General features: G+C 61.0%; 11 protein-coding genes. 4 read left to right on the forward strand and 7 right to left on the reverse strand.

Annotated features, from left to right (window positions below):
• Nucleotides 1–68: 68 nt before the first annotated feature.
• Nucleotides 69–1,856, reverse strand: coding sequence for an aspartate--tRNA ligase (aspS, locus tag OIL77_03010; GenBank protein ID HJI44393.1), 1,788 nt, complete (start codon nt 1,854–1,856; stop codon nt 69–71).
• A 256-nt stretch (nt 1,857–2,112) separates the two neighbouring features.
• On the opposite strand from aspS, the gene serB reads away from it, so the two are divergent.
• The 4 genes from serB to OIL77_03030 all read left to right on the forward strand — a co-directional run bounded on the left by serB (nt 2,113) and on the right by OIL77_03030 (nt 5,115).
• Nucleotides 2,113–2,748 carry a phosphoserine phosphatase SerB gene (gene serB / locus OIL77_03015; GenBank protein ID HJI44394.1) on the forward strand — a complete coding sequence of 212 codons (636 nt, stop codon included), beginning with the start codon at nt 2,113–2,115 and terminating at the stop codon, nt 2,746–2,748.
• Between the two features lie 114 nt (nt 2,749–2,862).
• The gene (larB, locus tag OIL77_03020; protein ID HJI44395.1) at nt 2,863–3,645 is read left to right on the forward strand and encodes a nickel pincer cofactor biosynthesis protein LarB; all 783 of its coding nucleotides are present in this window, start codon (nt 2,863–2,865) and stop codon (nt 3,643–3,645) included.
• Nucleotides 3,646–3,655: 10 nt separating this feature from the next.
• Nucleotides 3,656–4,573 (forward strand): LarC family nickel insertion protein, encoded by a 918-nt coding sequence (locus tag OIL77_03025; protein ID HJI44396.1) that lies wholly within the window; start codon nt 3,656–3,658, stop codon nt 4,571–4,573.
• 2 nt (nt 4,574–4,575) lie between these two features.
• Nucleotides 4,576–5,115 (forward strand): TetR/AcrR family transcriptional regulator, encoded by a 540-nt coding sequence (locus OIL77_03030; protein HJI44397.1) that lies wholly within the window; start codon nt 4,576–4,578, stop codon nt 5,113–5,115.
• Nucleotides 5,116–5,421: 306 nt separating this feature from the next.
• Here OIL77_03030 and OIL77_03035 read toward each other — a convergent pair whose 3' ends face one another.
• The 6 genes from OIL77_03035 to OIL77_03060 all read right to left on the reverse strand — a co-directional run bounded on the left by OIL77_03035 (nt 5,422) and on the right by OIL77_03060 (nt 14,764).
• Nucleotides 5,422–6,153: an aquaporin family protein gene (locus OIL77_03035; protein ID HJI44398.1), complete on the reverse strand. Its 732-nt coding sequence runs from the start codon at nt 6,151–6,153 to the stop codon at nt 5,422–5,424.
• A 49-nt stretch (nt 6,154–6,202) separates the two neighbouring features.
• The gene (gene larA, locus OIL77_03040) at nt 6,203–7,480 is read right to left on the reverse strand and encodes a nickel-dependent lactate racemase (protein HJI44399.1); all 1,278 of its coding nucleotides are present in this window, start codon (nt 7,478–7,480) and stop codon (nt 6,203–6,205) included.
• An 880-nt stretch (nt 7,481–8,360) separates the two neighbouring features.
• Nucleotides 8,361–11,093 carry a phosphoenolpyruvate carboxylase gene (locus tag OIL77_03045; GenBank protein HJI44400.1) on the reverse strand — a complete coding sequence of 911 codons (2,733 nt, stop codon included), beginning with the start codon at nt 11,091–11,093 and terminating at the stop codon, nt 8,361–8,363.
• Between the two features lie 338 nt (nt 11,094–11,431).
• Nucleotides 11,432–12,745, reverse strand: a complete 1,314-nt coding sequence (gene hisS / locus OIL77_03050) for a histidine--tRNA ligase (GenBank protein HJI44401.1) — start codon at nt 12,743–12,745, stop codon at nt 11,432–11,434.
• A gap of 162 nt (nt 12,746–12,907) precedes the next feature.
• Nucleotides 12,908–13,357 carry a hypothetical protein gene (locus OIL77_03055; protein HJI44402.1) on the reverse strand — a complete coding sequence of 150 codons (450 nt, stop codon included), beginning with the start codon at nt 13,355–13,357 and terminating at the stop codon, nt 12,908–12,910.
• Nucleotides 13,358–13,480: 123 nt separating this feature from the next.
• Nucleotides 13,481–14,764, reverse strand: coding sequence for a M20 family metallopeptidase (locus OIL77_03060; GenBank protein HJI44403.1), 1,284 nt, complete (start codon nt 14,762–14,764; stop codon nt 13,481–13,483).
• Nucleotides 14,765–14,782: the final 18 nt, after the last annotated feature.

The raw sequence follows: 14,782 nt of genomic DNA on the forward strand, positions 1-14,782 counted from the left end.
CTCGGCGCATAAAAAACGAGGAAAGGCACACGTCCTTCCCTCGTTGCAAGCAATATGTAGCCGCTCGCCTACATCAAGCGCAGGCTGACGTCCTTGAGCTGGGCGCCGGAAACGGCACTCGGAGCACCCGACATGAGGTCGGAGCCGCTGGCCGTCTTGGGGAACGCCATGACGTCGCGGATGGAGTCGGAACCGGTGAGCAGCATGCACACGCGGTCCAGGCCCAGAGCAAAACCACCCATCGGGGGTGCACCAAACTTGAGCGCCTCCATGAGGAAGCCGAACTGCGACTCGGCTCGCTCCTCGGTGAAGCCCAGGAGTTTGAGCATGGACATCTGCATCTCGGCGTTGTGGATACGCATACCGCCGCCGCCGGCCTCAAAGCCGTCCATGACAAAGTCGTAGGTGCAGGAACCGGCCGCCAGCGGGTCGGCCTCGATCTTGGCGATGTCGGTCTCGGTCGGCAGCGTGAAGGGCTGATGCTCGGCAGCATAGGCCTTGCGATCCTCGTCCCAATGGAACAGCGGGAAGTTGACGACCCACAGGAAGTCGTGACCCTCGCGCTTGACCTCAAGCGCATTGGCCATGTGCGAACGCATGCCGCCCAGAATCTCGTCGGAGAGCAGGCGCGGGCCGGCGGCGAACATCACAAGGTCGCCGGGCTCGACGTCCATACGCTCGCGCAGAGCGGCCATCTCCTCGTCCGAGAAGAACTTGACGATGGGGCTGTTGATGGAGCCGTCCTCGCGGAAGGCGATCCAGGCCAGGCCCTTGGCGCCAAACGTGGAGGCCACGCCGGCGAGCTTATCGATCTTGGCACGTGCCCAGGCACCGGCGCCCTTGGCGTTAATGGCCTTGACGACAGAACCCTCCTCGTTTGCGGCAGTCGCAAAGACCTTGAACTTGGAGTTGGCAAAGATGTCGGTCAGGTCGACCAGATGCATGCCATAGCGGGTATCGGGCTTGTCGGAGCCATAGGTGTCCATGGCCTCCCAGTAGTCCATGCGACGCAGCGGCGTGGGCATCTCGACACCCATGCGGCCGAAGGCATCGGACAGGACCTCTTCGAGTGCGCTCATGACGTCATTCTGGTCCACGAAGGACATCTCGATATCGACCTGAGTGAACTCGGGCTGACGGTCGGCGCGCAGATCCTCGTCGCGGAAGCACTTGGCAACCTGGTAGTAGCGCTCAACGCCACCGACCATGAGCAGCTGCTTCAGGAGCTGCGGGGACTGCGGCAGGGCGTAGAAGTTACCCGGCTGGATACGGCTGGGAACGATGAAGTCACGAGCGCCCTCGGGCGTGGACTTAAACAGGGAGGGCGTCTCGACCTCCATGAACTCACGGTTGTGCAGCGCCTCGCGAATGGCAAAGGTAAAGTCGGAGCGCAGCTTGAGGTTGGCCATCATCTCGGGACGACGGAGGTCCAGATAGCGATAGCGCAGACGGGTGTCCTCGCTGGTCTCGATGCCGTCCTCGATCTGGAACGGCGGGGTGACGGACGTGTTGAGCACCTCGGCGTGGTCGGTCAGGACCTCGATCTCGCCGGTCGCGAGCTTGGCGTTGGTGGTCTCCTCGCCACGGGAGCGCACGACGCCGTGAATCTTGATGGGCCACTCGGGACGCATGGTCTCGGCGATCTTAAAAGCATCGCCGTCGGAGTGCTCGGGGTCGAAGGTGAGCTGCGTGATGCCCTCGCGGTCGCGAAGGTCGCAGAAAATAAGGCCGCCGTGGTCGCGGCGACGGCTCACCCAACCGGTGAGGGTGACCTCTTCGCCCACGTTCTCGCGGCGAAGCTCGCCGCAGGTACGGGTGTGCATGGAATGCTCGTCGATGGGACGGGTCTGGCTCATACCAGTGATCCTCCTTTATGGATCTGTGCCGCCCCGTGTCGTTCCGGGCGGCGTCGTACAGATTTGCCCAGCCTGCGTAAACCGCGCAGCCAGACATGGCGTTCTATCTTATCGCACCTGTGTCGATGTGCCGCGGAAAAGTAGCTCCTGCCCAAAGACTTGACGGAGACGAAACAATTGCCGCACCGTGGCACCCGCCCGCGCTCGTCACGTGCGACAATATGCCCCAATAAAACAGCACTTGGAAAGGCCCGTCATGACTGCACGCCTCATCGTTATGGATATCGACTCCACGCTCATCAACCAGGAGGTCATCGACCTGTTGGGCGAAGAGGCCGGCGTAGGCGAACAGGTGGCACAGATCACCGAACGCGCCATGCGCGGCGAGCTGGACTTTAAGCAAGCGCTCGTGGAGCGCGTGGGGCTGCTCGCCGGCTTGGACGACAGCGTGTTCGAGCGCACCTTTGAGCGCGTGACGTTTACCCCCGGCGCGCTGGAGCTTGTGCGCTCGGCACACAGCAAGGGCTGGAAGGTCGGCGTGGTGAGCGGCGGCTTCCACGAGGTCGCCGACAAAATCGCGGCCGCCGCGGGCATCGATTTTTGCCTGGCCAACCGCCTGGAGGTCGTGGACGGCAAGCTCACCGGTAAGTTGGCTGCCGACATTGTGACCAAGGAGTCCAAGCTCATCCAGCTGCTGGACTGGGCAGTTGAGTGCGGCGTCGACATGGCCCACACGGTCGCTATTGGCGACGGGGCAAACGACATCCCCATGATCCAGGCCGCGGGCACGGGCATCGCGTTTTGCGCCAAGCCTAAGACGCGCGAAGCCGCCCCGTTTGCCATCGACGAGCGCAACCTGATGCTCGCCATGGACATCATCCTGCGTGACTAGCCGATCCGTCTAACAATTGAATCAGTCTGTCCTATAGTTTCCGAACAATTTTGTCTTAGTGTTCGGAAACATACCCTTTGAGTGCTAGACTTTGCGCCGTCGAAGGGAACATATATGGATAAGCGAGATCTTGAGCAGCTGCTGAGCGATGTTGCCGACGGAGCAGTCGCCCCGGCAGTCGCCCTCACGCGCATCCAGACGGCGCCAACCGCCGATCTGGGTTTTGCGCAGCTCGATCTTTCGCGCGGAGTGCGCCAGGGAGCCGGCGAGGTTGTCTACGGCGCCGGTAAAACCGCCGAGCAGATTGCCGCCATTATCGAAGCGCTGCACGATGCCGGCCAGGAGCGCATCCTGGTCACGCGCCTGGACGCCGAAAAGGCAGCCCGCACCTCGGAACTCCTCGACAACGGCATCGACCTGGGATATGTCCCGGACGCACAGCTCGCCCTCGTAGGAGGCAAGCCCTCCCCTACCGGCAATGGACGCATCGTCGTCGCCTGCGCCGGTACGAGCGACTTACCCGTCGCCGAGGAGGCCGCGTTGACGGCCGAGTTCTATGGCAACGAGGTCGACCGCCTCTACGACGTGGGTGTCGCCGGCCTGCACCGTCTGCTCGCGCATGCCGAGGAACTTGCCCGGGCGCAGGTGGTCATCGCCATCGCCGGCATGGAGGGCGCACTGGCGAGCGTTGTCGGCGGCCTGGTGAGCTGTCCGGTCATCGCCGTTCCCACCAGCGTGGGTTACGGCGCGAGCTTTGGTGGCGTAGCCGCGCTGCTCGCCATGCTCAACTCCTGCGCCAGCGGCGTTTCGGTCGTCAATATCGACAACGGCTTTGGTGCCGCCTACCAGGCAAGTCTTATCAATCATCTGAGCGCCGGCACACCCCGCGCCCGTTAAGGAGCATTCCATGTCCAACCATCAGCACACGCTTATCATCGACGGCACCTCGGGCATCAGCGGCGACATGACCGTCGCGGCCCTGCTCGACCTGGGCGCCAGCGAGGAGCACCTGCGCGAACAGCTCGCCACGCTGCCGGTCGACGGCTTTGAGATTGCCGTTACGCGTGCAAACAAGCATGGCATCGACGCCTGCGATTTCGACGTCCAACTTGCAGAGGAGCTCGAGAACCACGATCACGATATGGCCTGGCTCTACGGCAACGAAGCAACCACCGAACACACGCACGAGCATGAGCACCACCATCATGACCATGGCGAGCACGAACACGAGCACTGCCACGATCATGACCATGAGGCCCACGGTCATGGCCACGAGGACCATCATCACGCCCACCACCATCACCACCGTTCTTTGGCGGACGTCACCGCCATCATCGACGGCTCGCAGCTAAGCGATGGCGCCAAGCGTCGCGCCCTCACCATTTTTTCCGTACTCGCCGCTGCCGAGGCAAAGGCTCACGGCAAAACGCCCGACACCGTCCTGTTTCATGAAGTGGGCGCCGTCGACTCCATCGTCGACGTCTGCTCTGTCGCCATCTGCCTCGATGACCTGGGCATTGAGGACATCGTTGTCGAGTCGCTCTCCGAGGGCCACGGAACCATCCGCTGCGCCCACGGTCTCATGCCCATTCCCGTCCCCGCCGTTGTCAACCTATGCCAAGCAGGCAATATCGCCCTCACGCCCGCGCCGGTCGCCGGCGAGCTCGTGACGCCCACGGGCGCCGCCATCGTCGCCGCACTGCGCACGTCCGAGCACCTGCCAGCCCGCTACCGCATCGAAGCCGTCGGCTACGGCGCCGGCAAGCGCCCCTACGAGGGCTGCTCCGGCACGCTCCGTTGCCTGCTTGTTCACGTGGATGCATAGCCATGGATGCCCGCAAAACCAAAAGCCGCGCCGCCATCGTCGCAGCATTTTCCGAGCTCCTTCGCGAGGAGGACTACGGCAAGATCACCGTCGGCGACATCATCGCTCGCGCCCATGTGGGTCGGGCCACGTTCTACGGCCTCTTCAAGAGCAAAGACTACCTACTGTCCGAGCTCGTGAGCGACATCTGTACCCACGCCCTCGACGACGATGGCACACCACTCGATGATCCGCTCGTACAAGTCGAGCATATCCTCAACAACCTCTGGGAACGCCGTCAAGGCGTACGAGCCCTCGTAGCCGGCGCCGGCTCACGCGTCTTCGCCGACTGCCTACGCAAGACCATCATGTCACGAGCAGCCGAAACCGTCCCTACCGACCCAAACGGTCCCGCCGCCACCATGGACCGAAGCTTCCTGCTACACCACATAGCCTCAAGCTTCGTAGGAATGGTCCAATGGTGGGCCTGGCACAACTTCCAAGCCCCAAAAGAGGACGTAGCCAAAGACTACCTATCAGCCATAAAACCCCTCTTCAACTAAGTAAGAAACTCATCCCAAAGCATCGCCCCAACCCAGGCCGCCACGCATCCCAAAGTGTCACTCGCACCTCAAAGCGCCTAACAACAAAGTGCCCACCACATCCAAATTCAGATATATATGTTGGTTGCTTGTTCGAACGCAACTGGATTCCCGCAGGGTCCGGCATAGGTTAACTTTCCGCCGCACTCCGCAGGACGCAAGAAGCTCCCGCCGCACGAAGTGCGCAGCGGGAGCTTCTTGCATGTCCGAGGACGCGGCGGAAAGTTAACCTATGCCGGACCCGGGCGTTATATCAATTGTTTTGGACTAGAACATGCCCAAGAAACCGTGCACAAACAGCGCGGCCAGAGCGGCACCGATAAACGGAGCGATGCCAGGAACGAGCAGGCCGTACTTCCAGTTGTTGTCAGCCTTGTTCTTGATCGGCAGCACCTGATAGGCCATGCGAGGACCAAGGTCACGAGCCTGGTTCATGGCGAAGCCGGTGATGCCGCCCATGCCCATGCCAACAGCCCAAACGATCAGACCGACGCAGATGGCAAGCATCAGAACGTTCTCGCCGGCGCGGTTAGCGGCAGCAAGGATGGCGCTGATGAACACAAAGGTGCAGATAGCCTCGCAGAAGAAGTTACGGGCGTAGTTCGTACCCTCGGTGGTGGGGTTGGTCGAGAAGATGTTGCGCTGGGCAATGGGGTCGACGACACCATCGGAAGCCTTGAACTCATCGGCATACATCAACCACGCGATTACGGCGCCCACAAAGCCGCCGAGCATATCGGCAACCATGAAGGGGATGCAGCTGCTCCACGGCACCAGACCGACGATGCACTGGGCGAGCACCATAGCCGGGTTCATGCACACGGCACCGCCAAAGACAAACAGGCAGACCGAGATGCCAAAAGACCAAGTGGTGATGGCAAACATGTGGCCAGAGCCCTGATACTTGGTGCCCTTGAGCACGGTATCGCAGTGCACGCCCACGCCAAAGATGATCATGAGGGCCGTTGCGCCGAATTCGTAGAGGAGTTTGGTAAGCATAAAACCTTATCTTTCTTGTCGGTTATAAACGATTCGTTTAGGCCACGCGCTAGTGCTGCGCGACGACAACGCCCAGGCCATCGGGAATGACGGCGACCTTGGCATCGGCACCCTTCATCTCAAAGGCGAGCTTGAGCGCCTCCTCGATAGTGTTGACCGGCGTCATGTGCATATCCTTGAGCATCTGGTGATCGCACAGGTCGGTGACCATGATCACAGGGTGATGCGCCAGGATGCGGGCAAAGATCTGGCTCGTCCACTGGTCGGGCAGGGTCTCGTCCTTAGGACGGTCGATGCAGGCGCGCTCGAACTCCGCCGGGTCGTTGTCGGCGATGTTGTGATAGAAGCCCTCGCCACCGTGACCGTCGGCACAACCGGCGACATCGATGATCACACCGCCCTCGGGAAGCGTAGCCTCGGCAGCGCACATGCCCTTCACGGCCTGGTAGATGTTCTGGTCGAGCGGGTAGCCGCCGTTGGTGGTGATGGCAATCTCGCACTCAACGGGCTCAACACCGGCAAGGCTCTTCACAAACTCGCAGCCAGCCTCGTGTGCCTTGTGGATGTCGCCGGCGAAGGAGCCAATGACCTCGTGCTTACCGTTGAGCACCACGTTGAGCACAAAGGCAAGGTGAGCCATCTCGGCAGCGGCAAACATATCCTCGCTCACGTGGTTGTGGCACAGGTTGCCGGCACGCGAATGGGAATCGTTCACAAACTGGCCGTTGTGGTTGTACATGATGGTCTTGTAGCTGGCGATACCGGGCAGCACGGACTTACGGCTGCCAGAGAAACCGGCAAAGAAGTGCGGCTCAATAAAGCCCTCGGCAAGCAGCAGATCGCAATCGGCCGCAATCTTGTTGATGATGCACTCGCCACCAGAAGGCAAGGTGCCGATCTTTTTCATCATGCTGTCGTCAGTCGCGACGTGCATAACGATTTCCTCGTTGGCAACGATCTCCTCGCCATACTTGTTGACGAGCTCCTCATGCGTCGACGGACGGTGCATACCCGTAGCAACCAAAATACGAACTCGAGCCTCGGGCGCAGCGGAATGGATGTGATGCAGCAGAATAGGCATCGTCACACGCGAGGGAACGGGACGCGTATGATCGGAGCTAATAATGACAATATCCTTCTTGCCAGCACAAAGCTCCTCGAGCGAAGGCGAGCCATAAGGGTTGGCAAGCGACTCCTCTACCAGCTCTTCCTGCGATTTCGTAGTCTTAAACTCGTTTTGATGACCTTCCATCACACCCGCGAAGTTCTTATCCTCGAGCTCCAGATGCAACGTCTTGTGGTCAAACGGCAGTTCACATTCAAACAATGACGAGCGCCCTCTTCCTTTCAACTGACACACTAGATAAACCGTTGGAAGGATACGCCGCTCACCGAAAAACACCACCGTCCACCGACTCATTAACACAACGTTCATATTTGACCCACAACAAAACGGCCGCGATCCCAAACGGGACCGCGGCCGTCTGCCAAAGACACTATAGACAGGATGACTTACGCAGCGCCGAGGCAAACATCTACCCCGAGACGTACGCGCGTAAGCCATTTTGCATATATGCGTTAATTAATTGCATAAAATGGCGCATGGATTTCTAGCTGCAACAGGGTAGTGCCCTCCGGAGCGTGCATTTTTGCGAGTATTCAGCATCACGAAATCAGATTATGGGGCCAAGAGTCTTTTAAAAGGCAGAAAGCCCTCACGACTCATCCCGTCAGGACGACGTACTGCGATAAGCCATCCATATTTGAACATCGTTAGCCTCCAATTGGCGCGCAGAGGCATCAACAAAGGCAGCGAAAATCGGCTATCGCCTTATACATCAATCTTTGGCTGCTGAAAACTCCGTTTTTTGCACGTCGCCCCAAGCACCACCCTCAGCCAACGGCTAATCCGCCGAAGACCAGACATCGCAGGGCCCGCCATAGGTTTACTTTTAGGCAAACTCCGCAGGACGCAAGAAGCCCTCGCCGCACTCCACGCTATGCGCGAAGCGCACCATTCTTCTCCTCAGCTTTAATCCCAGAAGACCGAGGACGAAGGGACCCGATGGGTTTCCCTCTGAATGCATACCGCAGCACGAAGCCCCCTTATCCGCAGCTCCGAAGGAGCAGGATAAGGGGGCTTCAAGTGCGAGGACGCATTCAGAGGGAAACCCATCGGGTCCCGGTGAGAGCCACAGGGCTATCGATTACCCCGTGTTCTGCAGTCCTGCCGAGACGCCGGTCACAGTCGAAAGAATCAGGCTCATGTACTCGGCCTTCTTCTCCTCGGCCATCTCGTCCTGGTTCATACGCACCTCGCGAAGGGCGCGGACCTGAGCGATGGACAGGGCGTCGACGTAGGGGTTACGCACGCGAACGGCGCAGCCGAGCACGCGGCGGCGCTGCAGCGGCCACTCGTCACCGACGATGGCAAGGACCCACTTACGCGTGAGCTGCATCTCGGTGAAGACCTTCTCGGACAGATCCTGGCGATCGCCCAGGTGCAGATACATCTTGGCGATGCGCTGGTCGGTCTTGGCGATCGACATCTCGATGTTATCGATAAAGGTGCGGAAGAACGGCCACTCCTGGTAGGCAGCCTTAAGCTGGTCAAGGTCGCCCAACTGCTCGCAGGCGGTGCCCAGGCCGTACCAAGCGGCCAGGTTAATGCGTGCCTGGCTCCAGCTGAAGATCCACGGAATGGTACGCAGGTCGTCGAGCGACTTGGCGCCCAGGCCGCGCTTGGCGGGACGCGAGCCGATCGGCAGCAGACCGACCTCGGTCAACGGCGTCACGGTCGAGAACCACGGTGTAAAGTCCTCGGTGTTCAGCAGGTCCAGATAGCGCTCGTGGCTTGCGGCGTTGAGCTTCTCGGCCATATCCCAGAACTTCTGCGTGGTCTCGGTGTTGGTCTTCTCGACACTCGGGGCCGACTGCAAAAGCGTTGCGGCGGCAACGGACTCAACATGGCGCTGAGCCAGCGTGCGGTTGCCGTAACGGGCAAAGATGACCTCGCCCTGCTCGGTGAGCTTAAAGAAGCAGTTGACCGAACCCTTGGGCTGCGCCAGCACGGCCTTGTTGGCCGGGCCGCCGCCACGGCCCACGGCACCGCCGCGACCGTGCATGAGCACCAGGTCGATATCGTTCTTCTCTGCCCACTTGGCGATGCGCTCCTGCGCGGAGTGCAGCGCGAGCATGGCCGTGGTAGGACCGGCATCCTTGGAAGAGTCGGAATAGCCCAGCATGACCTCCATGCGGCGGTTGGTCTGGGCAAGGCGCTTTTGCACCACGGGCAGCGTAAGCATCTGATCGAGCACGTCGACGCAGCCCTCGAGGTCCTCGAGCTGCTCGAACAACGGGATCACGTCGAGCTCGGGGACATCCTCCTCGTGTGCAAAGGACAGGTGCGCCAGCTCAAAGACGTCGGCCACATGCTGAGCGCTCTTGGTAAACGAGATGATGTAGCGGTGCGCCATCTTCTTGCCGTAGCGCTTTTGGATGGAGCCGATAGCGCGGAAGGTATCGATGACCTCGCGCGTCATGGGCTGCAGGTCGCCATGGATACCGTTCTCGTGGATATCCTTAAGGGCGCGGGCATGCACCACGGAGTGCTGACGGAACTCCATCTCGACCATATGGAAGCCGAAGGACTCGACCTGCCAGATGATGGTCTGGACCGGGCCGTAGGCAGCACGGACGGCACCGCAGGCGGCCAGCGAGCGCTGGACGACGCGCAGGTCCTCCAGGAACTCATCGGCGCTGTGGTACATGGTGTCGGTGATACGACGGACGGTGGCGTTCAGGCGGTCGGCCATGACGAGCATGACGGCGCGATGCGGCTCGTGCTCGGAGATCAGCTCGGCGCGGGCCGTGTAACGAGGGCTCATCTCGACCTGATGGTTCCACAGGTTAATGAGCTCGGCCGACGGCTTGCTGTAGGTAGCCTCGAGCGTGAGGTTGCGGCCGATGTGGCGGCACTTGTCCTCGAGCTTGAGCACCATGTGCGTAAAGTACTTGGCGGCGACCTCACGGCTCACCTTGGCGGTGACGTTGGGGTTACCGTCGCGGTCGGAACCGATCCAGCTGCCGGGATGGAAGAACGCCGGGCACAGCGGCGGCACAGTACCGGCCTTGTCGCCCAGCACCCAATCGTCAAAACGACGATAGATAACGGGGATAACGTCGAACAGCGTGTTATCGAAGATGTCGATGATGGTATCGGCTTCCTCGACCGGCGTGGGCTTCTTGAGCGCGATGGGACTCGTACGCACCAGGGCGTCGATCTCCTGCAGCATATGGCGCTCGTTCTCCACCAGGTCGGAGCCGCCCAGACGCGGACGCTCCTCCAGCAGGTTGGAGATACGGCGGATCTTGCCCTCGACGGCCTTACGACGGGCCTCGGTGGGATGTGCGGTAAAGACAGGGTGGAACTCGAGCTTGTCGAGCAGCTCGTTGGCACCCTCGACACCCAGCTCATTCACCAGCTGGTGATAGGCAACGGTAAGCTCGTTGGCAGGATCGACCTCGGTATCGGTCGACGCACCGGCCTCGCGCTCGCGCAGCTGCGCCACACGGTAGTTCTCCTCCGACAGGTTTGCCAGATGGAAAAAGCTCGTAAAGGCGCGAACGATGACCTGCTGCTTATCGAGCGGCAGGCTGTCGATCAAATCGACGACCTCACGAAATGCCACGGCAGTGGGCTCGTCGGCGGTGGGCACGCCCTGCTCGTCGACGGCTTCGTCGGCAGCGCAGGTACCGGGGTTGCCGGCATTGACCACAATCTCGGCTGTCAAAATCTTGTCGAACAGGTCCGCGATCTCGGGATCATACTCGCTAAGCACACGGCGCTCCAGGCGCAAGAACAGCGCCAGATTGTCGCGCAGCTCCTCGGGGATCTCGATCTCGGCGAGACGCTCCCTGGACTCGGCATTCGAGCCGATTCGGTTAACGAGGCGGTTGACCACGGCAGCGACGCGCGCCGCGGCTTCGGGTACAGACTGGTTGCTTAGGTTCTCAGCCACGTTTCCTCCCATTCCTCCTTCTATGCACGTAACATGCGGTATTCATTATAGGCGCTTGAGAAATACTTTCGACACTGATTGCGCTTTACCACACAAAAGTATTTTCTGCATTGCAAAGGTTTTTGCCCTAAATGGTCGTATTTCTCGGTGGGCGGCATACGTAAACGGGGGCATTCCGCATAAAAGCGAAACACCCCCGTAACAATCGCTCTCCATGAGCAGGGCACGTTAGCAGGCCCGAAGCTCAAAAAGATGCGCTACAGGCGCTCGCGAACCGCCTCGACGACGTTGTCCAGATCGGCGAGCACCTCGTCATGGCTCTGCATGTCGCGCACTTTGACCTTGCCGGCGGCAAGCTCGTCGCCACCCAGGACCAAGATGAGCTTGGCGCCTACCTTATCGGCTTGCTTAAACTGGGCCTTGAGCGAACGACCCTGATAGTCGGCCTCGGTCACGATACCTGCGGCGCGAAGCTCCTGCGTAATGGCAAAGACGTTCTGACGCAGCTCCTTGCCGGCGTTGGCGACATAGACGCACGGGGCCTCATCGGCACCCAAATCGCTGCCAAAGGCCTGCAGGGCCAGCAGGGCGCGCTCAAAACCGACAGCAAAGCCGACGCCCGCCGTGGGCTTGCCACCCTCGAGCTCGACCAGGCCATCGTAGCGGCCGCCGCCGCCGATGGAGCCGACGCCGGCGCCAGGGGCCTCGACCTCAAAGACAGTACGGGTGTAGTAGTCCAGGCCGCGCACCAAGGTGGGATCCTCGACATACTCGATACCGGCGGCATCCAGATAGCGCTTGACCTGCTCGTAGTGCTCGCGGCACTCATCGCACAGGTTGTCACCCATCAGCGGAGCCTCGGCCATGATCTCGCGGCAGTGGTCGTTCTTGCAGTCGAAGGCACGCAGCGGGTTGAGCTCGGCGCGCTCGCGGCACTCGTCACACATCTCGTCTGCGTGATCGAGGATGAACTGCTTGACCTGCTCGCGGTAAGCCGGACGGCACTGGGCGTCACCCATCGAGTTGATGAGCAGACGAAGCTTGGAAAGATCGAAGCCCAGGCGCTTGTAGAACTCCATGAGCATGATGATGCACTCGGCGTCTGCCGCCGGATCGGGAGCGCCGAGCCACTCGATGCCCACCTGGTGGAACTGGCGCAGGCGGCCCTTCTGGGGACGCTCGCCGCGGAACATGGCCTCGGCGTAGTAAGCCTTAAACGGCGTGGAGCCCTGGGGCACCAGATTGTTCTCGACGACGGCGCGCACCACGCCGGCCGTGCCCTCGGGGCGAAGTGCCAGGCGCTGCTTGGGCTTGAGTTTGGTGTCGGTGCCCTCGGTAAAGACGCGCTCCAGGTTGGCACCGCTGAACACGCGGAACATTTCCTTGCGCACGACGTCGGTCGACTGGCCGATACCGTGGACAAACACGTCAACCTGCTCGATCGCGGGCGTCTCGATGGGTTTAAAACCAAACGGCTCGAACACGCCGGCCGCAATCTGCTGCATCTTTTGCCAGGCGCGCATCTCGGCGCCGATAAGGTCGCGGGTTCCCTCCGCCTTCTGTGCCTGCATGGGCAAACACCTTTCTTTTGTATCGCGTCATAGGTAGTGGACATTATACGGCACAAAGCAGCAACGCGGCGGCGCGCCTGACCGAACGAGGGTATGGGGACTCGTTCGGCCAGACGCGCCGCCGCGGACGAAGCGGACAAGCGGCGATGCGCTTTGGCCTACCTACTCCCCCGCCACGCTCGCGCGCAGCTTGGCGGCGATGGGCTCGGATGCCAGCAGGAACACGAGCATGACCACGGAGCACGCCAGGCACACGATCCAGGTGCTCGCAAAGGAGCCCGAGACGGCAAAGAGCACATAGACCTGCCAAAGCTCACCCACAAAGCTCATGCCCGCGAGCACCGTCGAGGTGGCGATAACGGTAAGCGAGCCCAATACGCGGCCACTCACCTTATCGGCAACATGGCCGATAACGAGCGAACCCACGACACTCACCACGGTGGAGATGGCATTGGAGATGTTGTACTGCGCAAGGGAAATGCCCAGGTCGCTGACGATCAGCGGCTGGAACAGGCTCATGCAGTTGACGAAAATCGTGTAGCACGTGGCCATGATCACGAAGCCGGAGGTCACAACGAGCCAGCCGGGGAAGAACTTACGCTGCTGGGACATACTGCTCCTTATTTAACAAACGAATAGCCGGCGCCGGGCGCCGGTAGTGCCCAAGATTGCCTTGAAAGACAAGGGCATAGGCCTTACGGCCATGCCCGCAGGCTTGAAAGGCAAGGTTGGGTGCTACCGGTGGTCGGCGATATAGCCCAAAGCGACGGCGGTATAGGCCGCGGCGCCGAGAGGAAGCTCGGCATCGTTAAAACGTGCCTTGGGATGGTGCTGGGCAAAGTGTTCGTCCGTGTCGGTTACGGCCGCGCCCACGGTAAAGTACGCACTCGGAATCTCGCTCGAGATAAGCGCAAAGTCCTCACTCGCCATGGCATGGAAAAGCGGCAAGAAAGCCACCTTGGGCAGCACTGCGCCCACGTAGCCAAGCGACGCCTGAGTCATATCGCTGTCGAGTACAAGCGGCGGAACATCCGAAAGCGTCTCGATGGTCGCCGGCGTACGATATGTTGCGGCAACGCCGTTAACGACCTCCGCGATGCGGGTCTTGAGGTGCTCCATGAGCTCAACATCAAAGCCGCGCAGCGTTCCCTCAAGCACGCAGGTGTCGGGGATGACGTTGGCCGCCAAGCCGCCGGCAAACTTACCAACGGTAAGTGCGACTTCCTTGGCCGCCGGCACCTCGCGGGAGATGAGCTCCTGAAGTGCCAGATGCACATGCACGCCGGCCGTGATGGGGTCGATGCAAATCTCGGGGCTCGAGCCATGGCCGCCCTTGCCTTGAAGCGTGATGCGAAAACCGTACACGCCCGAGAGCGCCGGGCTGCCGTAGAGCACCAAACCAAGCGGCGACTGGCTATTGACATGCATGGCAAAGGCGACCTGAGGACGCGGGTTCTGCAGCAGACCGTCGGCGATGGCGGCGCGGGCACCCTCAAAGGTTTCCTCGCCCGGCTGGAACAGCAACTTAACCGTGGCGTTGGCATCAACAAGCTCTGCCTCGCGCGCTTTGAGCATACGAGCCGCACCAAGCAGCGCCGTCGCGTGCATATCGTGACCGCAAGCGTGCATGCAGCCGTTGGTGGATGCAAAGGGCTCGCCGGATTCCTCGGCAACGGGCAGGGCGTCCATGTCGCCACGGAGCATGATGACCGTACCGGCCTGCTCATTCGTGCAGACGCCATTACCCTGGGCCGCGGCGGCACCGGCGCCGACAAGGCCCACAACGCAGGAACCATCGACGAGCGTGGCAAACGGGATGTCCATCTCGGTCAGGCGCGCTTGGATATACGCAGAGGTCTGTGGGAGGCTATTACCCAGCTCGGGCATCTGGTGTAGATCGTGTCGCCACGCAGCGAGCTCGTCTGCAAAAGCCTGAGCTTCTGCAACAAGACCGTCACCGATAGCGGTCTGCGCCGCTGCGGTGGCCTTGGGCGCTGATTGCGGTTGAAGATCGGACAAAGCTGGTGCCATAGATGC

This window comes from Coriobacteriaceae bacterium (assembly GCA_025993015.1).
Taxonomy (GTDB): Bacteria; Actinomycetota; Coriobacteriia; order Coriobacteriales; family Coriobacteriaceae; genus Collinsella.